This window comes from Caballeronia sp. LjRoot29, assembly GCF_964252755.1.
GTDB lineage: Bacteria > Pseudomonadota > Gammaproteobacteria > Burkholderiales > Burkholderiaceae > Caballeronia.
On record NZ_CAXUPU020000020.1, the window covers coordinates 56546 to 77214 of the forward strand.

Genomic DNA, 20669 nt, shown 5'->3' on the forward strand with positions numbered 1-20669 from the left:
TATGCTGCTTGTCTCTGTCTCTTTTGTAGCTCACAAAATCTTGAGCGATCAACTGCTGGAGATGTGACTTAGCTGCACGTGGCAGCGCGAACATCGATCGACCGGTGGCAGACGGCACTATGACATCGATTCTTAGGCGTTCCCGCTTTGGCGATAGCGCGCTTGCATAGGGAAAACCGGTAGGTGATTCCTATTGAACTGACCGCGAATGTGGCTTACAGTCCGCAAAGCAGTGAAGAGGCGAAAACTGTCGAGTCGACCCCCTCAAAATGTAAGCGCTTACATTTTGAGGGGGTTGGATCTGTTTGTTAGGCCTATCTAAGACCGCTAGCAACTCAGAGCCTTCATCTGCTGGCTTAGGAAGGGCAGGCTGGTGTTTCAGCACCAAATACCATAACGCTGGAGAGTCATGAAATACGGAAAGTATCGATATGTTGTTGCAGGGCTGCTTTTTGCGGCTGGCGCAATCAACTACATGGATCGAGCGGCGCTGGGCATTGTCGCGCCGATCATTGTCAAAACATTGGATCTTTCGCCCTCCGAGCTCGGCCTCATCTTTAGTAGCTTTTTCATTGGATATTCGATCTTTTCCTTTCTTGGCGGTTACTTCGCCGACAAATGGGGAACGTTGACCGTCTTTACTTGGGCCATGGGTTTTTGGTCTCTGTTTTGTGGATTGACTGCGGCCGCCACGGGTTTCATGTCGCTGCTCTTGTGTCGTATTGGTTTCGGAATTGGCGAAGGGCCAATGAGTTCGAACACCAACCGCACGATTTCGAACTGGTTTCCACGTCATGAAACCGCGTCGATGATCGGTTTCACATTTTCCGGCCAGACCATTGGTAACGCAATTGCAGGACCAATAGTTGGTCTCGTTGCGGTAAGTTTTGGCTGGCGCACCTCCTTCATTGTTATTGCCGCGTTGGGTTTTATCTGGCTGCTGGTCTGGCGCCTCCTGGCAACCAACAAACCTGCCGAGAATCAGCGTGTGAGCGCGGATGAAGCGAAAATGATTGATGACAGCCGCGCTATTTCCGAGGCGCGCAACGTTGAAGATGACGGCATGACCCTCGGATCGTATCTGCGTCGGCCAAGCACGCTTGCACTCGGTGCAGGACTGTTCGCCGTGAACTACACACAGTACGTGTTCATTTCGTGGTTACCCAGCTACCTGACAAACGTCAGGCATCTCGATCTCAAGTCGATGAGCGTTATCACGTCAATCCCCTGGATTTGCGGCGCGCTCGGCTACTTTGGCGGCGGGTTGCTTGGGGACTTCATCTACAAGCGAATGGATGACCCGGTGAAGGCACGCAAGATCGTTGCGACCATTCCGCTCGCCTTGTCCGGCGTTGCAGTATTGTGTATTACATCGGCGGATTCTTTGGCGATGGCAGTCGCACTGATCGCGGCGGCTCTGCTGTTCCTCACCGGTTCATGTCAATCCATCTGGGCAATCCAGCATGAAATCCTGCCTTTGCATCGGCAAGGGGGCGTCGGCGGCTTCATTCATTTGCTCAGCAATCTTTCAGGGATCATTGGACCCGCATTGACGGGTTTTCTTATTCAATACTTTGGCGGATATCACAGTGCCTTCTTGTTCGGCGCGCTGATAGATTTTGCTGGCGTATTGGCAATGGTGCTATTCATCCACAGCCGGCCATCTTTCATTGCGCCGCTGACAACCCCGGTGTCGAAGTGAAGCTGACCATAGAATGAAAGCATGGATCTTTAACGGAGTTAACGAATGACGAAGCTGTTGATCACCGGTGCAGCGGGACATATTGGAAAGGTTTTGCGCGCTGGTTTGCGCGATCAGTACGAGCTCCGCCTTGCTGACATTGCGCCGCAAGCGCCGGCCGGCGAAGGCGAAGAGGTCGTCACCGCCGACATCACAAAACTCGCGGATCTGCTGCCAATAATGCAAGGCATTGATGTAGTGGTTCACCTTGCAGGCATTCCGGATGAAGGTGCATGGGAAGCAGTGCGCGACTTGAACATTGATGGGTGCTACAACGTTTTCGAGGCAGCGCGTCAAGCGGGCGTGAGGCGAGTCGTGTTTGCTAGTTCTAATCACGCGGTGGGATTTCATCGACGCGATCGAATGATTGACAATAGGGTCGCGCCGAGGCCGGACAGCCGGTACGGCGTGTCGAAGGTCTTTGGCGAAGCACTCGGACGAATGTATGCGGATAAGCATGGGATGTCGGTCGCGTGCATGCGAATTGGATCGTTTCGTCCCGACGACATTCCGACGGCGCCACGGCATCTGTTCACATGGATTAGTCATCGCGATACAGTCCAGCTAACGAAACGGTGTATCGATCATCCTGACTACCACTTTGTCGTGGTCTATGGTGTTTCGAATAACGCACGCAATCGTTGGGACAATGCCAACGCCCGCTGGCTTGGCTACAAACCCGAGGATGATGCGGAAACGTATGCTGCGGAGATTGCGGCGACAGGCCATAGTGAGGACTCGCTCGAAGCGCTTTATCATGGGGGCTTCGGATGCTTGGTGGAGTTTGATGGCGATCCGCGGCGCATTGACTAATTGCCTTGAAAGAAATCTATGACGACCCCGCATCGCTTACGCTTGAGCGCCAACCTAAAGTGGCTCTTTACCGAATTGCCTTTCCTCGATCGATTCGCGGCCGCCGCAAAGGCGGGTTTCACCGCTGTAGAAATAGCGTCACCTTATGATTTTTCCGAGCATGAACTGTTAGGGCGCCTGGAGGATTCCGGCCTGCAAGCCGTCCTTATCAATACGCCTTCAATACCGGATACCCTGGGCTCCAACGGGATTGCCTGCCATCCCGACAAACTGCCACTATTTCGCGAGCAGACCGAAAATGCGATTCAATATGCGAACGCCCTTGGCGCAAAGCTTATCCACCTGATGGCCGGCATACGGCCGCCGGGTGTTGCCATGGACACTGCTTGCGCTACTTACCTTGAAAATGTGGCGTGGGCCGCGCAACTCGCTGAATCCGCAGGCGTGACGCTTCTGCTCGAGGCCGTCAACCGCCGGGATGTGCCTGATTTTTTCCTGGGCACTTTGGAGGACGGCTTGCAAGTCATCGAGGAAGTGGGTTCGCCGCACGTTCGCCTGCTTTTCGATGTCTATCATTGTCAGGTGACCCAAGGCGATGTGACCCGCCGCTTCGACAAACTTTTGCCGCGGATTGCGCACGTTCAGGTCGCCGACGTCCCTTTGCGCTCAGAACCGGGTACCGGTGAGCTACGCTACGACTTCATCTTCGATCACATCCTCAACTCAGGTTATGCCGGTTGGATCGGATGTGAATACCGGCCTCTAAAGGGAACGGAACTGGGCCTGTCCTGGCGCGCCATGCTGGACTGAAAGGCTTACGCTGTTGTAACGGCGGTCACCCAGTTAGCGTCGCGTCCCACATCGGCGCGATCCATCAGAATTAAAGCGCCAGTGTTTTTGTCGAGGCTGTAAAGCGATATCGTTGGTGAGTGCTGACCCGCGACGATCAAGAATTGTCCCGACGAATCGATGGCAAAACTTCGAGGATGTGTTTCTGTCGTCAAATGATCGATGCGCCGCAGCGTGCCGATCGCCTGATCGATTGCGAAACAACTTAGGGTACTTCGCGTGCGCTCGGAGGTGTACAGAAACCGGCCGTCAGGAGTGATCTGGATATCGGCACAGAAGATCGCCTGAGAGAGATCAAATGCCGCGGTCTCAGTTGTCCCCGAGGGCGCCCGGGGTGCCCCTGGCACCAAAGGGGAATCGTCGGGTAATGACTGCGCTGTTTGCAAGTGTATGAACTGGCCACTCGAGGTATCACGGGAAAAAACCTCGACAGTCCCGAGAAGCTCACTTAAGACGTAAAGGTACTGGCTGTCACGGGACCGCACGAGATGCCGGGGTCCGGTACCAGCCCGAACCGATAATCGATCGGGGGGTAATGGTGTGAGATGACCCAGGAGCGGGTCGAAACGATAAGCGTGGATTTCATCGCTGCCTAGATGCGGGACGTAGACCCGGACATTGCTGGGATCGACGTGAATTGCATGCGGCTTGCTAGCCCCGCTTTTGGCGAAATGCGATGCCTCAGGTGCCGTGCGTCCACCATGGTCAATACGATAAACACTCAGTGAGTCGCTGCCATAGGACGCCGCCAGCAACCATTCCCCGGTCAAATCAACCATTATGTTGACCATGCTTTCGGGCAGAGCGGTGACGCCATTGAGTTGCAGTTCACCGGAGTCGGGTCGAATCCGATAGTTATAAAGACGATAAGGTAGGGCACGTGTGGCGGCGTAAAGGAAACGCCCATCCGGGCTGGCAGCAAGCGGCATAACGAGGGGACCGGCAGGTACTCGCGCGCCGGCGACGAGCTTACCGACCTCTCGGTTCAATGTGTAGGTGCAGATGTCCCCGTCTGCGGCACTCGAAACATAAATAAACGTTGATGACATGTTCACCGCCCGATTCAACTATTGCATTTGACCTCAGCCCAACGCGATATTACTATGATTGAATGTAACCGCTTACAATAATAAGCGATGAAACGATTCTGCTGATAGTGCTTACCTGTCGATGAGAGAAGTAATTATGACGAGTCCTACGGTTGAGAGCAGCATGCCTGAAAAGGCGGACCAATCCTTCCGTGATCTAACCAAAGCGACTACTCAGGTGCCACGGTCGTTTCGCGATCTGTTGGCACTTGATGACTTTGATCGACACGCAAGGCGCGTTCTTCCGCCGATGATCTACCAGTACGTTGCAGGTGGAGTTGAAACGGAGGCCGCGGTCCAGACGGCACGCAATGCTTACACACAATATTCTTTCCTGCCGCGCATGTTTGTCGATGTAGCGGGGCGGGACCAGACAGTGACTCTGTTTGGTCATCAGTACGCGCATCCTTTCGGCATCCCACCACTCGGAGGTTCGGCATTCATCGCTTATCGCGGCGACCTTCGTTACGCGGCTGCAGCAAGGCAGGCGAACATTCCAATGATCCTGAGCGCATCATCGCTAATAAGTCTTGAAGACATCATTACTGAGAACAAGAACGCCTGGTTTCAGGCCTATCTTGCGGGCGATCAGCCTCGCATCGATCGTCTGATCGACCGGGTCGCGGATGCCGGCTACCAGACGCTAGTGGTAACAGGAGACACCCCGATGCTTGGCAATCGCGAACACAACGTTCGCAGCGGTTTCAGCATGCCAATCAAGATGTCGACGAAGGTAATGTGGCAAAGCGCGACACATCCTCGATGGTTCTTTGGCACGGTTGCGCGAACATTCATCAAACATGGAGCACCTCATTTTGAGAACACCGATGCGGAACGCGGACCGCCCATGATGTCGCGTCAGGTACGTAATACGTCAAAGCGCGATGAACTCGCCTGGCACCATCTGGAGGCAATCCGGAAGCGCTGGAAAGGAAACCTGGTTGTGAAGGGTCTGGTCACGCCCGCTGACGTGCGTATCGCGCAATCCTGTGGCGCTGACGGGGTTATTTTGTCGAATCACGGTGGACGGCAACTCGACTACGTGGTCCCGCCTTTGGACACCCTGGAAGAAGTGGTGTCGTTCAAAGGGGGCATGAAGGTCATGATCGACAGCGGTATTCGCCGTGGCACCGATGTCATGAAAGCCATGGCGCTCGGTGCGGATTTTGTCTTTATCGGTCGGCCGTTTGTTTATGCCGCTGTATTGGGAGGCGAAGCGGGTGTGCTGCACGCCGTGAATCTGATGAAAGACGAAATCGACAGGGACATGGCTTTTCTCGGCGTGCGTCAACTGCACGAACTGAGTTCAGCGCTTTTGCGACGCATGGTTTAGAGAGAATAGCTCCTGCGCATGGTGCGCGGAAGTTATGCGCATCGTGTGGCCCGGACGATACGGCTTGATTCGGGTGTTGCAAGTCCCTCACTTGGAAAGGTTAATTTATGAATAGTGGTTCTTTGTCGCCAACGCTACATCTGCTGAGCGCGTTGGTCGTACATTCTCCGTTTAGTGCGGAGGTCATTCCTGAATACGAGGCGCATGGCGGCAGCGTGCGTGTTGACTGGAATCCGACCACCGTCATTGTTAGTAACATCAACGCCGGTGTTCGAGCCGATGTCCTGCTTCTGACAATAGAGGCGATGGACGAGTTTGTTGCCAAAGGAATTGTCGACAAGAGCACGCGGGTTGATCTTTTGCGCTCCAACATTGGGATCGCGGTCATGCCTGACACCGCGTCCCCCGACATCAGCACTGTTGCCGCATTGAGCAAATCCTTGGTTTCGGCGCGTTCTGTGGCTTATTCGCTTGGCGGCGCCAGTGGCATCTACTTCATGAAGATGATCGAAGCTCTCGGCATTGGGGACGAAATCAATGAGCGAGCGACAACCATCCCTGAAGGCTTCACCGCAGAAAAGCTGATAACCGGTGAAGCCGAAATCGCAGTGCAACAGATCAGCGAATTGCTTTCAGTTAAGGGCGTCAAACTGGTAGGAGCGCTTCCTCCCGAGGTGCAAAAAACCACGTCATTCGCGGTCGGCGCTTTTGCCGATTCCTCGCATTCGAAAGCCGCGCGAGAATTCATTCAGCATTTGAGCAGCGACACGTCACGCGCGTCGTACAGCCGATTCGGCCTTGAGCCGATTTGAACGGAGCGGTTCCGACCCTCAGTCTGCTTGTTTTGCTCGCCAGCGGCCCGCGACCTTGGGCGCGGGGCCGGTACTGCTTCGCACGATCAATGCGGTCTCAATGCGTGCCGTCGATGCTGATGGCCGCCCTTGCTGCAGCTGACTTAGCAGGTAATCCGCGGATTGTTGTCCAAGCTGTATCAGATTGACGTTCACCGTTGTCAAAGGCGGTGAAAGGCTTGCTGCGAAGTCATAGTTATTGAATCCAATAACGGAGAGATCTTCAGGAACGCGGAGTCCTTTCGAAGCGGCGGCCATCAATACACCGAATGCCAGTTGATCGTTGCCACAGATGATTGCCGTGGGACCACCGCCCTGGGCGTTCAGTAGCCGCAATGCTGCCTGGCAACCGTCGGCAAGCGTAAATGCGTCGCCAATTACACGCGAAGGTGGGAGCGTCAAGCCGCTGCCGGCCAGGCGCTTGCGGATTCCCACAATCCGATTTGAAACTCGGTCATTGGTCGGCGGCGTTCCCACGATCACGCCCAGTTGATTGTGACCTAGCTGCACTAGATGGTCTGCAATCAAGTGTCCGACCGCAACATTGTCATAGCCTATGCTCGGATGTCGCGTATCCAATGTGAGTATTTGCACGCAGGGCACACGCTGACGATCGATGCGCTCCCACATTCGAGGATCGTGGGTATGACCGACAATCATCAGGGCGTCAATGCCGTGCTCCAAGAGCGTCGTGACCGCATCAAGTTCAACTGTAGAATCGAACCCGGAACTGGATAGCAAAAGGGTATAACCGGCTTCTTTCAGCCGTCGTTGAAACGCGTCAAGGGAGCGCGAGAAAGTTTGCGTATCCAATGTCGGAACAACCGCACCAATGGTATTGCTGCGTTTCGAAGACAACGCGCGAGCAGCGCCATTGACAACATAGCCAAGTTCTTCACAAGCCCTCTTGACTGCTTCGCGTTTGTTTTCCCGAACAGATTCAGGATTGTTCAAAACCCGAGAGACCGTTGCTGTCGAGACGCGCGCGCGCTTGGCTACGTCCATAAGGCTTATTCGCGTCAATTCCGGCGATTCAGACGCGCTCGATTCCTTCGCCGGCACAGTGAGATTTTCCCCGACAGAGGAGGTCGTAGCATTGATTTTTTCGGGCGATTTTAGACGTTTGCTCATAGAGCAGCATTATCCAATAAAACCCCTGCTATCGCGTTTTTTGGTGGCCGATCGCAGTTTCAGACGTGAGCTGTGGCAGCTTGTTCGACCAGCTCCCGCATCCGGGCGACTGCTGCGTCGGGCGCGGTCAGTACCGGGACTGGCGTTACAGCACGCACAGCGTCCACAGCGCGCGATGTTGAGAAATGCGCGAGCAAGATTGCATCGCAATCGGACAATTCGGGCGCCCGGGCAGCTACAAGCCTGTTATGCGATTCGGCGTCGCCCTTCTTAAGCAGATCAATTGCATGCTCTACCAGAATGGTGCGTAACGTCGCGTGTTTCCCGCTTGAGCGGATGTAGTCGTCGAATTCGTCGGTCATCGTAGCGATTGCCGGCGCGAACGTCGCCAGCATGCCGATCTTGCTACCCCGCGCGACAGCCGCATGAAACATTGCCTCGTTCGGCCTGAGAATCGGAATGTCGACGCTTGCCTCCAACTTGTCGATTGCTGGGCCGAAGGCGGAGCACGTAATCAGAATGCCATCGGCGTTCATGTCCCGCCCATATTGTCCAAATCGAACGAAGCGGTCGATCATGGCCTGGGAGAGTTGTGCTTCACGCGCTCGATCGAGGCTCAACCCATCATCCAACAAATTTACCGTCTCAGCTTCACTCCATCCAGCGGAGAAGGCTGTGTGAATGGGCTGCATCGCGACTGGCGTCGCATGAAGAAGAACAATCCGCGGCATGACAGTCTCTTAGGGTGATTAAATTGTAACCGCTTTCATTATCTCGCCGACTTTGTCTTCGGTCAATCGGTATGGACGGCCTTACGATGCTAACTCGTAGAGCAACCGCCTGCTTTTTTGTTAGAAACCCTTAGCACCAGCAAATTCGACCTGGGAGGACGAAGCGGGGGGGGGTAGGCGAGATAGCTTTGCTCGCAACCCGATCCATCGATAGACGGCCTACTCGGTGGGCATCAGCGCTCGCCGATAGATGACGCATTTCGTGGATACCGCAGACGGTTGTGGATCGTTTTACAACGCGGGGTTCTCTGGTGTTATCCAAGAGAAGTTTCCTGGTTTGTGAGCATCTTTTAATTGAACGTTGACAGCCTTCCCCCAAAAGGGCAAGTTATCTGGTTGTCACACGAATTGCGTTACGCTTCAATATGATATGAAACGAGAACAAAAGAGAACCTTATTAAGTAACGTCTGACCGCGGTTTCGACCAAGTTTGGAACATTTTTTCAATTCCTTATAGGAACACGCTTAATAGTTTTCTCCACCCTGGCGCCGCGCAAGATCGTCACCGATCGATTGCGTGGCTATCTGGCGGCGAAGGTGGAGATCTCGGAACTTGCGAACGTGAAGCACGTGTTCGTCGAAGCGGCAGCCCGTCTAAACAACCGCGCAGAGAACAGCCACCAACCAACGATAGATCGCGAGCGTCGCATGCGCGGCTTTCGCTACCCGGAACACACACAGAAGTTTCTCTCTTACTTCGGGCCGATCCGGAGGCACTTCGCACCAAAGCGGCATTTGCTGCGCGCAACACTCCATCGCAAACAGCTTGCGGCGCGATTCGTTGACTGGCGTGAACTCACCGAAGTTACGCAAAATCCGTCCTGCGCGTTCTGAGGGACGCTTTTCCTGCAGTCTTCTCGCCTCAGTCCTTGACAAGTCGACAAGCCCTCCCGGGCGGTCCGCTGGACGTACCCGGGCGCGCGGGCTTCTATGTCAAGCCGACATCGGCGGCTGGCTAACTGTCGAATGTCGCCGCGTGGGAGAAGATTTCGGACCCGTCCCGTATCTCACGCAGTTCAGCGACGAACACAGGCGGTCGAGATGGCGAATGCAACCGACTACGGCCTAGCCAACAGCGTGTGGAGCTGCGACCTGAAGCGCGCCTCGCGGGTCACGGAAGTCATGGTGGCAGCAATAACTGGGATCAACGCGCACAACCTGTTTCCGCACGGCGGTGTGAACAAGAGCCGCGCCGGCATCAACAGTCCGGGACCGCTGCTCGATTATTGGCGCAGCCAGTCGGTGGTGCGCCCGTGTTGATGTTGCCGCAGGGTGTCGTGCGCGACACTCCGCGAATCGACGACGCTGCCGGTAACTGAGCACGCGGCTATCGCTGTCGCTTACTGCGGCGCGCGGCAGCCGTCGCCCATATGAAATGCTTATCGGCCGATTTGAATTTCATATTTTTTCTTATTGGCGTGGATTTTTATACTGGTTTGACTGGCTGGTGCTGCGGTAACGTCGCGACCCGCGATACAACAATAAATCAGGAGACGCTGATGAGCTTGCCTTTGACTGACAGTATGCTGCGCGCTGCGGAGGAGGCTGTGTGCAACAAGGTGGTGCGCCGCCTGACACCCGTTCTGTTCCTGAGCTATCTATTCTGCTCGATGGACCGCTTCAACATCTCGTTCGCGCAATTGCAGCTACACGAGAGTCTGAAATTCTCCGATACGACTTATGGACTCGGCGCGAGCCTGTTCTTCGTCACCTACGTGCTGTTCGAAATACCCGCCAGCTTTCTGCTCAATCGACTCGGTGCGAGGCGTGTGTTCTGCACGATCATGGCCGGATGGGGACTGTGTTCGCCCGCGATGCTGTTCGTGAGAACACCCGGTGAGTTCTACGCCGCGCGTTTGTTGCTCGGAGCGCTCGAAGCGGGTTTCTATCCGGGCGTCATCTATTTCTTGAGCAGCTGGTTGCCGCAGTCGCATCGCAGCAAGGCGATCGCTATTTTTGCCTCCGGTATCGTGATTGCAGGTGTGATTGTCGGGCCCTTGTCCGGCTGGATCCTGACGGCCTTCGACGGCGCGCATGGACTGGCCGGCTGGCAATGGCTTTTTCTGCTCGAAGGCATGCCAAGCGTGATGATGGCCGTACTGTGCGCGATTCGCTTGAGCGATTGTGTCGACACGGCGCACTGGCTCTCCAGCACTGAGATCGCGACGTTGGGCGCCTGCCTCCAAAGCGATCGCACTCGCAGCGGCATGACGCTCGGCGGACAAACAGCGGGGTCGTTGCTGCGCGAGCCCAAGGTATATCTATTCGGGCTGGTTTTCTTCTGCGCCACCTGTGGCATCTACGCGCTCAATTTCTGGGTTCCCAGCATCATCAAAAGCTATGGGGTGGTGAACCCGCTGCATATCGGCCTCTACTCGGTTATTCCGTGGGGCAGCGCCGCCATTGCGACCATTCTGATCGCGCGTCATTCGGACCGAACCGGTGAACGCCGTCTTCACTTCGCGGTTACCGCGATTCTCGGTGCGTTGGGACTCGCGTTGTCCGCCATGCCCGGCATGCACATGGGCGTCTCGCTGTTTTTCCTGAGTATCGGGGCGATCGGCGTGTCGGCGACGCTGCCGGTGTTCTGGTCGATGCCGAGCGCGGCGATTGCGCCTTCGCTGGTGGCGGGCGGCCTGGCCTTTATCAATAGCCTCGGTGTGACGTCTGGAATCGTCGCGCCCTACACGATGGGTTTGATGAAGCAGATGACGGGGTCGTTGACCTCCGGCTTGTATCTTCTCGCTGTCGTTCTGTGCGCGGGCGGTTTGATCTTGCTAAAGATCGTGCCGGCCAGCCATCGATCAGGCCGGCTTGTTCCGGCGGACGCCGAAGCGCCCGCAGCAGTCGCATTCAACGCCCGTGACTAATAACAGACGTCGCATTCAAGGAAATCTTCTTATGACGCAAACAAATAATGCACTGACCCAGCCGCTGGCTGGTGTCAAGGTTCTCGAGTTGTCGCAGATCATGGCGGGCCCGACATGCGGATTGATGCTGGCCGATCTGGGCGCGGACGTGATCAAGGTGGAGCGTTTTCCGCAAGGCGACGACGCGCGCCGCTACCGGCGCGAGGGAGATAGCGGGTTGCCGCCGTCGTTCATGATCCTGAATCGGGGCAAGCGATCGATTGCGCTGGACGTCAAGCGTCCCGAAGGGCGAGCCGCGCTGTTGCGACTGGTCGCGCAGAGCGACATTCTCACCGAGAATTTCCGCATGGGTGTGATGGAGCGTCTCGGGCTGAGCTATGAAGCCTTGCACGAAATCAACCCGGCGCTGGTTTACTGCTCGATTACCGGTTATGGACGAATCGGGCCGTTGGCCTCGAGCGGCGGCTTCGATCTAATCCTTCAAGCGTTCAGCGGGCTGATCAGCGTGACGGGCGAAGAGGGCGGCGAGCCGGTGAAGCCCGGTGTGTCGATCGCGGACGTGAACGCCGGCATTCTCGCCGCGTTCGGTTCACTGGCAGCCTATATTCAGCGTTTGCGCACGGGGCAGGGGCAGCGTGTCGATACCTCGCTTCTGCAAGCCTCGATGCAACAGATGTATTGGTACGCGGCGGCTTATTTTTCGCGTGGCATCGTGCCCAAGCCGGCAGGTACGGCGCACCCCCTGATCGCGCCTTATCAGGTCTATAAGTGCAGCGACGGCGGTCTCGCGATCGGCGGGGCGAACGAAGCGAACTGGGTGCGCGTGGCGCAGATACTGGGCCACGCGGAATGGGTCGACGACCCGCGCTTCAACACGCCCGATATCCGGCTCGCAAATCGTCTCGAACTGGAAAAGCTGATCAATGCAATCCTCGCCGACGATACACGCGCTGCGTGGATGGCGCGTTTCGACGCGGGGCAGGTGCCCTGCGGGCCGGTGCAAACGGCAGGCGAGGCGCTCGATCACGAGCAGACCCGCAGTGTACGGATGGTGGTCGACGTTCCTTCGCCCGACGGCGGAACCATGCGGGCGCTCGGTACGCCGGTGCTGTTGGGCGGCACCTCGTATATCGCGGAACGTCCCGCGCCGCGCGTTGGTGAAAATACAGCGGAAGTGCTTCGGGAGTTCGGCTTCGAGGGCGGCGAAATCGATGTGCTGCTTGCTTCCGGAGCGGCTCATCAGAGCCCAGTTACAGTCTCGAACACCATGCAGTGCGCCTGAAGGGGAATCACCCATGCAGTCCATGTCTAACGCCAACGACAGCGCATCGGATCATCTGGAAGACGCCATCGAACTGCGAATCGAAGACGGGGTGGCCACGGTCATGCTCAAGCGCGAGAAGCGCCGCAACGCGTTGACCTTCGCGCTCTGGAAACGCTTGGGCGCGACGTTCGAATCGTTGGACCAGCGCCGCGACGTACGCGCGATCGTGCTGACCGGCAGCGGAACGAGCTTTTGTGCCGGCGCTGATATTTCCGAGTTTGGCGAGACGCGTGCGAACGCGGCGCAAGCGCTTGATTACGAGCACGCGTATGAAGGCTGCTGCAACGCGATTGCCGCCGTGAGCAAGCCCACCGTCGCGGCGATTAATGGGTTTTGCATGGGCGGCGGCTGTAACGTTGCGATGTCGTGCGACTTCCGTTTTGCGGTGCCCGAAGCGAGTTTTGCGATTCCGGCCGCGCGGCTTTCCATTGTGTACGGCGTGGGTGGCACCCGGCGTCTGCTGAACCTAGTTGGCATAACCAACGCCAAGCGTATTCTCTTTTCAGCCGAGAAGTTCGACGCGGCGCGTGCGCTGCAGATCGGCTTCGTCGACGAAATTGCTGATGGTGTGTTTGCCCATGCCTATGCATTCGCTCAAAAACTGGTGGGCTGCGCGCCGCTCACTATCAGCGGGGCAAAGACCATTCTCGATGACTTGGCCGGTGGTATGGGCGTGCTGCGACAGGATAGGGTCGACCAGTTGCTCGATGAAGCCGCGCAGAGCTACGACTACCGGGAAGGCCGGGTGGCGTTCGCCGAGAAGCGAGAGCCGCAATTTCGTGGGGATTAATTGAAGGGCCGATCTCACGGACCGCGGTGAAATCGGTATCAGTGTGCGATCGGAATAGTGCCGATCCATTGTCCGGATGCCAGCAGCCGGTCAAGTATTCTAACCACGCTGTCGCGCACCACCTCCGCTGCGCGCCCCAACGGGAACGCGTCCGAAACACACAGTGACAACCCACGCTGTAACGACCGGCCGCTGATGGGCGAGATGCATATGGTGCCGTCGTTCATTTCGTCGGCCACCGCGGTCCACGGCAAAATCGTCCAGCCAATGCCCGCTGCAACGAGGCGAATGAGCATGTCGGTCGCACTCACTTCACTCACCAGCCGATACTTTAGATGCTCGTCCAGTAAGGCGGCTTCGATCCTTTGCCGGATCGTGCTCGGCGCACTGGGCAGAATCAGCGGATGGGCTGCCACCTCTTTCAAGCGCAAGGACGATTTCTTCGGTTTGTCTTTTGAAGGCAATACGACGTACAACTCCTCCAGCACCACCGGGGTGAGGGTGGTGCCGCGCCGTGGTTGCGCGTCGACGGTGATCGCGATGTCGAGCTTGCCGGCCGCCACCAGATCGATCAACTCAGCGCTGGGACGTTCCACGATTTCTAGCAGAATGCCTTCGAAGCCGATCAACTCGCGCAGCAGCGGCACCGGCAGGATCTTGCCCGTGCTACCGGGAATGCCGATGGACACGCGGCCGTTCGGACGGTCGCCTTCCTGGGTTATCGCAACCCGGACATCCTCGAACTGCTTGAGTAGCGATCTTGCGTGCCGGTAAAGGACCTCGCCAGCGGAGGTGGGCCGAACGCCATGCGCGCTTCGATCGAACAGGCGCGTATTCAATTCTGCTTCGAGGTTGGCGATCTGCTGACTCAATGCGGGCTGCGCAATGCACAGTACTTCCGACGCCCGGGTCATGTTCCCTAGTTCGGCAATACGGGCAAAACATCTGAGCTGTTTGAAATCCACCTACGGTTCCTTCTGTAAGGGAAAAAGGCCGGGTTCGCAGCCTGACGGCCAATAAGTTTAGGCGATCGCCCGATACGTTTTCCATATTTTTATTGTATGGACGGCGATCCTACACTTGATATCAAGAGTGACCAGGTCGTGCATGGCAATCGTCTGTTGGCTGATTGAGTATGCGCACCGGCAGGGCACCATAGACATGATGGAGACAGATTGATGAGCATCGGACTGGATAGCTTTCCCACTGACGCTTTGCCGGGATTACCGCCAATGTGCAGAAGCGCGTTATCTTCGCATCCTCTCTTGGGACCATGTTCGAATGGTATGACTTCTTCCTCGCGGGCGCGCTCGCGGTGCAGATTTCGAAGAGCATATTCTCCGGGGTCAACCCCGCTGCCGCCTTCATCTTCACCTTGCTCAGTTTTGCCGCCGGCTTCGCAGTTCGTCCTTTCGGCGCGCTGGTGTTCGGACGCATCGGCGATCTTCTCGGCCTGAAATACACTTTTCTCATTACAACGCCTTGATGGGCATCGCGACATTCGTCATCGGCCTGCTGCCTAGTTACCGAACAATTGGCCTCGGCGCGCCGATTCTGTTTGTCGGCATGCGCATGCTGCAAGGGCTTGCGCTTGGCGGAGAATACGGCGGAGCGGTTGTGTATGTCGCCGAACATACTGCGAATAAGCAACGGGGCGCCAAAACCGCATGGATTCAGGCCACTGCTGCACTCGGCCTGCTGCTCTCACTGGCCGTGATACTTCCCACCCGTTATCTGCTCGGCGAGACCGAGTTCAGCGCGTGGGGATGCGTCGTTCAACGGAATTCTGTCAAACCGGAATCCATGTACAGCAATGAGGGGCCGATTAGAGTTGACGGATTTATACGCGGAGTGTTGACGAAAACATGTTGGTCTACGCCTGAAGAGGCGGACGCTTCCGCTTTTAAGCAAATAGACGTGATTGCTCGAATCCTCCGGTCGGTAAATCGTCGTGTGCTTTTGTACGCTTCGATGTTCGCTGAACGCAGGCATCACTTCATCGAGACAGTGACATTCGATGAGCGAAAGCAATTCGCTTTTTCCGACAAACCACATGGGGCGTCTCCTTGTACTTTGCCCCGCAAACCGTGATCGGTCGTGAGGTCTATGAATGCACGCGGTTGCTGTCATTTTCTCGACTCATCAATTTTACTTGGGGCTCGCAGTCATTGCGCGCTAGAGCGAAGCCGCGCGCCCGCAACTTCAGCCTGTCTGCGGCGCATTCGTTCCATGCAATGCAAGCAGGGCACAGATGGCATCGGTAACCTGCCGTGTCGTGGCTTTGCCACCGAGGTCACCGGTATGCAGCGAAGGGTCCGCCATGACGCTTTCGATTGCGTTCATCACGGTGTGGGCCGCTTCCGTTTCGCCAAGATGTTCGAGCATTATCACGATGGACCAGAAGGTTCCAATTGGATTAGCAAGGCCTTTCCCCATGATGTCGAACGCAGAACCATGGATCGGCTCGAACATCGACGGATAGCGGTGTTCCGGATCCAGATTGGCCGTCGGGGCGATGCCAAGACTGCCGGCAAGTGCCGCGGCGAGGTCGCTCAATATGTCGGCATGAAGATTGGTGGCCACGATGGTATCTAGCGTCGCGGGATAATTCACCATGCGCGCGGTGGCGGCATCGACGAGTTCCTTGTCCCAGCTTACGTCAGGAAATTCCTCGAAATTTGCAGCGCGATTTCGTCCCACATCACCATGGCGTGACGTTGGGCATTGCTCTTGGTGATGACGGTTAACATTTTGCGAGGACGTGACGCTGCAAGTCGGAATGCAAAACGCAGGATGCGCTCTACGCCGACACGCGTCATGATGGAAACGTCGGTGGCCACTTCGATCGGGTGTCCCTGATGCGCTCGTCCGCCAATACCTGCATATTCGCCCTCGGAGTTTTCCCTTACGATTGCCCAGTCGAGGTCATTTGGGCCGCAGCGTTTTAGCGGGGCGTCGATGCCCGCAAGAATGCGCGTTGGACGCACATTCGCATACTGATCGAAGCCTTGGCAAATTTTTAGGCGAAGCCCCCGGAGGGTGACATGGTCGGGTATATTCGGGTCCCCGGCCGAACCAAAAAGAATTGCGTCCTTATCGCGAAGTGCGTCTAGACCGTCGTTTGGCATCATCACGCCGTGTGCACGATAGTAGTCGCCGCCCCAACCGAAGTTCTCAAACTGAAATCCGAAAGCTGTCGAGCGTGCTGCAAGTGCTTCGAGCAATTCTTGCCCCGCTGGGACGACCTCCTTGCCGATTCCATCTCCGGGAATAGCCGCGATCCGATAATTCTTCATACTGTTTTCTCGGCTAAGTGCATGTCTAACTCATCCTAAAGCGCAAAAGAAGGCGGCAAACGCTGCTAGACTTAAATCGTTCTTAACCTGGAGTTAAGAATCGATTTTGTTTGCATTGCCGGAATGAGCCGCAAAGACATGACATCTCCGATTCAGGCAGAAGACCTAAGTTTCTTTTCAACACTCGCGGGTTGCGGCAGCCTGACGGCAACCGCGCGCGAATTGGGACTTACCACCGCGGCCGTGAGTAAGCATCTAGCGCAAATGGAGGCGCGTGCAGGCGTCGCGCTGGTAAGCCGCACTACGCGGCGCATGAGCCTAACGCCCGAGGGGGAGATCTACGTCGAGCGGGCCCGGCGCATTCTTGGTGAAATAGACGAACTTGCGCAACTGCTTGGTGGTGCGTCCTCAGCGCCCATCGGTCTCTTGCGTGTCAACGCAACACTAGGTTTTGGCCGTAGTCACATCGCGCCAGCAATTTCGCGGTTCGTAAAGATGTATCCCGAAGTCGATGTGCAACTGCAGCTTTCAGTCGATCCGCCGCCGCTTAGCGAAAATGCTTTCGACATCTGTGTGCGCTTTGGCGAGCCGCCAGACGCGCGCGTTATCGCCCGGCGAATTGCACTAAACCGGCGGCTGTTGTGCGCGGCTTCAACGTACTTTGCGGACCGTGCGCTGCCGCTTACGCCTGACGACTTGATGAAGCACAATTGCATTGGCATACGTCAGGGCGACGATGGCTACGGAATCTGGCGACTCATCGGCGGACACGGTGCTTCAGAGAAGACTGAAAGCGTTCGCGTGCGCGGCAATCTGACAACGAACGATGGCGAGATCGCGGTGAAATGGGCGCTCGAAGGGCACGGCATTTTGCTGCGCGCGGAATGGGATATCGCCGATTACCTGAGCGACGGCCGACTCATACATGTGCTGCCTGAATATCGCACGCCCGGCGCCGATATCTACGCGGTCATTCCTCAGCACTTGCAGACCACGGCGCGAGTAAAGGCATTTATCAACTTTCTGATACTTGCGTTGCAAGACGATACTTTGTAGGTATCGCGTGGGCCGCGTTAGTGGCCGAGATGCTGGGCGAAGAATCCGGCTATCTCTTCGAACGCTTCCTTAGTTTCCGGAACGCGGTCGTCGAATTGATATTGTGCGTGAGATTGCCCTTCGAACACGTTAAGTTCGGCGGTGACGCCAGCTCTGCGCAGCTCGCGATGAACTCGCACAGTGTTGCTCAACAAGAGATCGCGCGTTCCTGTCGTCAAAATCGCTGGGGGAAACCCATGCATGTCGCCGTAGACTGGCGAGAGCAGGGGATCTTTCAAGTCGTGCCCCTTCGCGTAGATAACGGTTCCGGCGTCGCAGAAGCCGTCACGCGACACGAGAACGTTATCGACCTTTTCGTTAGTGTAGAAGCTGTCACCCGTTTTCGTCACGTCAGACATTGGTGTTCCCGGCGCAATGGCGCCCGGAACTGGCAGCCCCTGGGCGCGCGCGCGTAAAACCATCTCGAGCGTAAGTGCGCCGCCAGCTGACGTGCCGAAAAACGCTACGTTCTTCGCAGGGGTTTCTTTCAACACTGCCTTGTAGACCGCTACTGCATCGTCTAATGCCGCAGGAAAATAGGCATCGGGAGGCATCCGGTAGTCGACAGAAATAACTTTGTAATGTCCAAATCCTGCCATCATGATGGCTTCCGTTGTCCCCGATTGGCCAGGGAACAGCACGTAGCAACCACCGTGAACGTGGATAAGCACCTTGTCGCGGTTTTCCGGCGGAATTGTCTCTGGCGTCAACGTGTAGACCTTGACGCCGTTGATCGTCGACGATACCGATTTCACATGGAGTCGTTCAAGCATTCCTGGAATTCCCTTGACGACGTTTGCCGCCTGAACATCTGCAAACTTTCTGGCGTCCTCACCGGTCGTCCAAAGTTTGTCCCAATCCGGGTTCAAAGGAGCGGCAATGAACGCCTGCATGCCGGGGCTGACTCCGCCGGTAGGAACGGGTAGGGTCTTTGCAGGAACCTGTCGCGGAGCGCTGATGTCGGCGGCGAACCCTGGCTGAACAGTAAGAATCGTGCCCGCTAATAGAATTGCCTTTGTCCTATTCATTCTAGATTCATCCGTTTTTTGCAAGTTGATTTCCCATGCTCGCGGTGAAGATTGCCGAGCGCCGCCATAAGTGATGACCGATAACTCGGACATCACGGAACTTCTTGATCACCGCTCATCTCGTCGCTCGTGCCGGCTGGGTGAAATTTCGTCAAAGCGCCGACATTTTTTTCATCCACGAGGCCGAGCCATCAAAGTCCGGATTGCAACGGTGCCTTGTCGGAGCGTCAGAACGGTACAGGGTACGGATTAGCCAATGACAAGATTGAGCGATGATCGATTTTTCCATGAGGCTGACGAATACCATGCGTATCCTTATCATCGCAATAAGAGCGGACACGACTATCAGTTCTGTTAGCGGTTGACAAAACCGGTTGCAATCTGTTGTTCAAAAATTGAACAAAATTAAATGCGAAAAATGCTTAACTTGTAGATCCTTTGTAGGCTGCGACGCGTATTGGCGAGACGCGCTGGGCCGTGGTGCGGATTTCATTGCGCACGATATCGCGGCCCAAATCACGCCTTCGTTTCATTTCGTTTTGCTCTAGTACAGCCGCATCCTAGGTCGCGGCCCTCACCAAGTCTGTGACAAGCGTCATACAACCATATCGGGATTGTCCCTTATGCGTCCCTCTACGAAGTCTCTGATTCGAGCCGGCCGGCGAAACATTGCACTTGATGGGATCTGCTTACTGACCGCGCAGCACGGATGCAAGCAGCACGGAACTCAAGACCCTGACCTCCAAATAAAGGATTCCTACTATGAAGCCAGACAGTTGTACCAAAGTGCAAAGCCGGTACGATCCCAGTAAAGAATCTTTACTTTGGAACGCTGCCGTACGGCGCCCTTTTAGGCGATCAAGCAGACACAAACAAGCCCGAGAGCTGATACCTATAGCTGCTTTTTGCTGACCTTCGCAATGCCTTCTGACAGAAAACGGTTCGTAACCTAGCGTCTATTCAGCTTCAGTTTCCATCTCCCGTAAGGCCCAGCTAATTTTCCGATCGTTTAACAGGCGTATCGTCATTCGAGACATGTTGTCGCGCCCGTCGTCGTTCGACGGAATTCTGTCAATCCGGAAACCGTGTACAGCAAGGAAGGGCTGAGTCGAGTTGACATTGTTAAGCACACTCCGAACGACTTAAAATCGTCAACTCGCGTTAGTGCGACTTGATTTTGTCAATTCGCGTTCTAGGGTTCAAAGCCCGTCCATGACGGTTTTGATCTTATGGAACATTCCCTTCATTCGAGCGCCCTAACCGCGATGATTCGCCCCCGAGGCGCGCACCGGTTTGAGGTTTTTAGCCCGAAGCTTAGTCGCAGGCTCACGATCTATCGCCGCGTCGCATTGGATGCGTGGATGCTCATTGAGTCCGATCCATTAGTCGTTACGTTTAGCGAACGTCCTGGGACCGTTTTGATCGGCGAGCGCTACCATCAAGTCGACTTCTCTGTCGGATATGCAGACAAAGCGGAGTTGTTGATCGCGGCAGATTCGCCTGGAGACGAGGACGCCGATGTTCGTGACACGATTGATACATCGGCATTACCGGTGCGTTTTATTCCGCACGTAGAACTGGTCGCTGCCCGTACGTGGATCGATAACTGGCATCGCATGACCTTGCCTCGCAACAACGTACAGCAGAGTAGATGGATAATCTGTTGAAC

The 20669-nt window shown here is 56.0% G+C and carries 16 protein-coding genes and 4 pseudogenes; 13 read left to right on the plus strand and 7 right to left on the minus strand.

Features of this window, described 5'->3' with window-relative positions; all coding sequences use genetic code 11:
- Positions 1-409 precede the first annotated feature (409 nt).
- The 3 genes from ACSQ83_RS21225 to ACSQ83_RS21235 are packed head-to-tail and all read left to right on the plus strand — an operon-like array spanning position 410 to position 3364.
- Positions 410-1702: an MFS transporter gene (locus ACSQ83_RS21225; RefSeq protein ID WP_436229499.1), complete on the plus strand. Its 1293-nt coding sequence runs from the start codon at positions 410-412 to the stop codon at positions 1700-1702.
- A 45-nt stretch (positions 1703-1747) separates the two neighbouring features.
- Positions 1748-2554: an NAD-dependent epimerase/dehydratase family protein gene (locus ACSQ83_RS21230; protein ID WP_436229500.1), complete on the plus strand. Its 807-nt coding sequence runs from the start codon at positions 1748-1750 to the stop codon at positions 2552-2554.
- A gap of 18 nt (positions 2555-2572) precedes the next feature.
- Positions 2573-3364 (plus strand): hydroxypyruvate isomerase family protein, encoded by a 792-nt coding sequence (locus ACSQ83_RS21235; RefSeq protein WP_436229501.1) that lies wholly within the window; start codon positions 2573-2575, stop codon positions 3362-3364.
- Positions 3365-3369: 5 nt separating this feature from the next.
- Here ACSQ83_RS21235 and ACSQ83_RS21240 read toward each other — a convergent pair whose 3' ends face one another.
- On the minus strand, positions 3370-4452 hold the full coding sequence (locus tag ACSQ83_RS21240) for a lactonase family protein (protein WP_436229502.1): 1083 nt from the start codon (positions 4450-4452) through the stop codon (positions 3370-3372).
- Positions 4453-4615: 163 nt separating this feature from the next.
- On the opposite strand from ACSQ83_RS21240, the gene ACSQ83_RS21245 reads away from it, so the two are divergent.
- Entirely contained in the window at positions 4616-5824 is a 1209-nt protein-coding gene (locus ACSQ83_RS21245) for an alpha-hydroxy acid oxidase (RefSeq protein WP_436229503.1), read from the plus strand.
- Positions 5825-5931: 107 nt separating this feature from the next.
- Positions 5932-6636: a molybdate ABC transporter substrate-binding protein gene (locus ACSQ83_RS21250; RefSeq protein ID WP_436229504.1), complete on the plus strand. Its 705-nt coding sequence runs from the start codon at positions 5932-5934 to the stop codon at positions 6634-6636.
- Between the two features lie 18 nt (positions 6637-6654).
- Here the strand turns inward: ACSQ83_RS21250 and ACSQ83_RS21255 are convergent, their stop codons facing one another.
- Both ACSQ83_RS21255 and ACSQ83_RS21260 read right to left on the minus strand, forming a co-directional pair.
- Positions 6655-7806 (minus strand): LacI family DNA-binding transcriptional regulator, encoded by a 1152-nt coding sequence (locus ACSQ83_RS21255; RefSeq protein ID WP_436229505.1) that lies wholly within the window; start codon positions 7804-7806, stop codon positions 6655-6657.
- Positions 7807-7865: 59 nt separating this feature from the next.
- Entirely contained in the window at positions 7866-8426 is a 561-nt protein-coding gene (locus ACSQ83_RS21260; RefSeq protein WP_436229506.1) for an aspartate/glutamate racemase family protein, read from the minus strand.
- A gap of 654 nt (positions 8427-9080) precedes the next feature.
- Between ACSQ83_RS21260 and ACSQ83_RS21265 the strand changes: the two are divergent.
- The 5 genes and pseudogenes from ACSQ83_RS21265 to ACSQ83_RS21285 form a co-directional block, all read left to right on the plus strand.
- Positions 9081-9431: pseudogene (locus tag ACSQ83_RS21265) on the plus strand (DDE-type integrase/transposase/recombinase); the annotation flags it as partial.
- Positions 9432-9638: 207 nt separating this feature from the next.
- On the plus strand, positions 9639-9857 hold the full coding sequence (locus tag ACSQ83_RS21270; protein WP_436229507.1) for an aldehyde dehydrogenase family protein: 219 nt from the start codon (positions 9639-9641) through the stop codon (positions 9855-9857).
- A 239-nt stretch (positions 9858-10096) separates the two neighbouring features.
- Positions 10097-11467, plus strand: a complete 1371-nt coding sequence (locus ACSQ83_RS21275) for an MFS transporter (protein WP_436229508.1) — start codon at positions 10097-10099, stop codon at positions 11465-11467.
- Positions 11468-11498: 31 nt separating this feature from the next.
- A complete protein-coding gene (locus tag ACSQ83_RS21280) occupies positions 11499-12749 on the plus strand; it encodes a CaiB/BaiF CoA transferase family protein (protein WP_436229509.1) in 1251 nt (416 codons plus the stop codon).
- A 13-nt stretch (positions 12750-12762) separates the two neighbouring features.
- Positions 12763-13581 carry an enoyl-CoA hydratase-related protein gene (locus ACSQ83_RS21285; protein ID WP_436229510.1) on the plus strand — a complete coding sequence of 273 codons (819 nt, stop codon included), beginning with the start codon at positions 12763-12765 and terminating at the stop codon, positions 13579-13581.
- Positions 13582-13619: 38 nt separating this feature from the next.
- On the opposite strand, the gene ACSQ83_RS21290 is transcribed toward ACSQ83_RS21285, so the two are convergent.
- On the minus strand, positions 13620-14546 hold the full coding sequence (locus ACSQ83_RS21290) for a LysR substrate-binding domain-containing protein (protein ID WP_436229511.1): 927 nt from the start codon (positions 14544-14546) through the stop codon (positions 13620-13622).
- 308 nt (positions 14547-14854) lie between these two features.
- On the opposite strand from ACSQ83_RS21290, the pseudogene ACSQ83_RS21295 reads away from it, so the two are divergent.
- A pseudogene (locus ACSQ83_RS21295) lies at positions 14855-15348 on the plus strand (MFS transporter); the annotation flags it as partial.
- Between the two features lie 435 nt (positions 15349-15783).
- Here the strand turns inward: ACSQ83_RS21295 and ACSQ83_RS21300 are convergent.
- Positions 15784-16877, minus strand: a pseudogene (locus tag ACSQ83_RS21300) (tartrate dehydrogenase).
- Between the two features lie 138 nt (positions 16878-17015).
- On the opposite strand from ACSQ83_RS21300, the gene ACSQ83_RS21305 reads away from it, so the two are divergent.
- Positions 17016-17933 (plus strand): LysR family transcriptional regulator, encoded by a 918-nt coding sequence (locus ACSQ83_RS21305; RefSeq protein WP_436229512.1) that lies wholly within the window; start codon positions 17016-17018, stop codon positions 17931-17933.
- Positions 17934-17950: 17 nt separating this feature from the next.
- Here the strand turns inward: ACSQ83_RS21305 and ACSQ83_RS21310 are convergent, their stop codons facing one another.
- Complete coding sequence (locus ACSQ83_RS21310) at positions 17951-19093, minus strand: alpha/beta hydrolase (protein ID WP_436229513.1); 1143 nt, start codon at positions 19091-19093, stop codon at positions 17951-17953.
- 667 nt (positions 19094-19760) lie between these two features.
- Positions 19761-19832, minus strand: a pseudogene (locus tag ACSQ83_RS21315) (hypothetical protein); the annotation flags it as partial.
- Positions 19833-20229: 397 nt separating this feature from the next.
- Between ACSQ83_RS21315 and ACSQ83_RS21320 the strand changes: the two are divergent.
- Entirely contained in the window at positions 20230-20667 is a 438-nt protein-coding gene (locus tag ACSQ83_RS21320) for a hypothetical protein (RefSeq protein ID WP_436229514.1), read from the plus strand.
- Positions 20668-20669 lie beyond the last annotated feature (2 nt).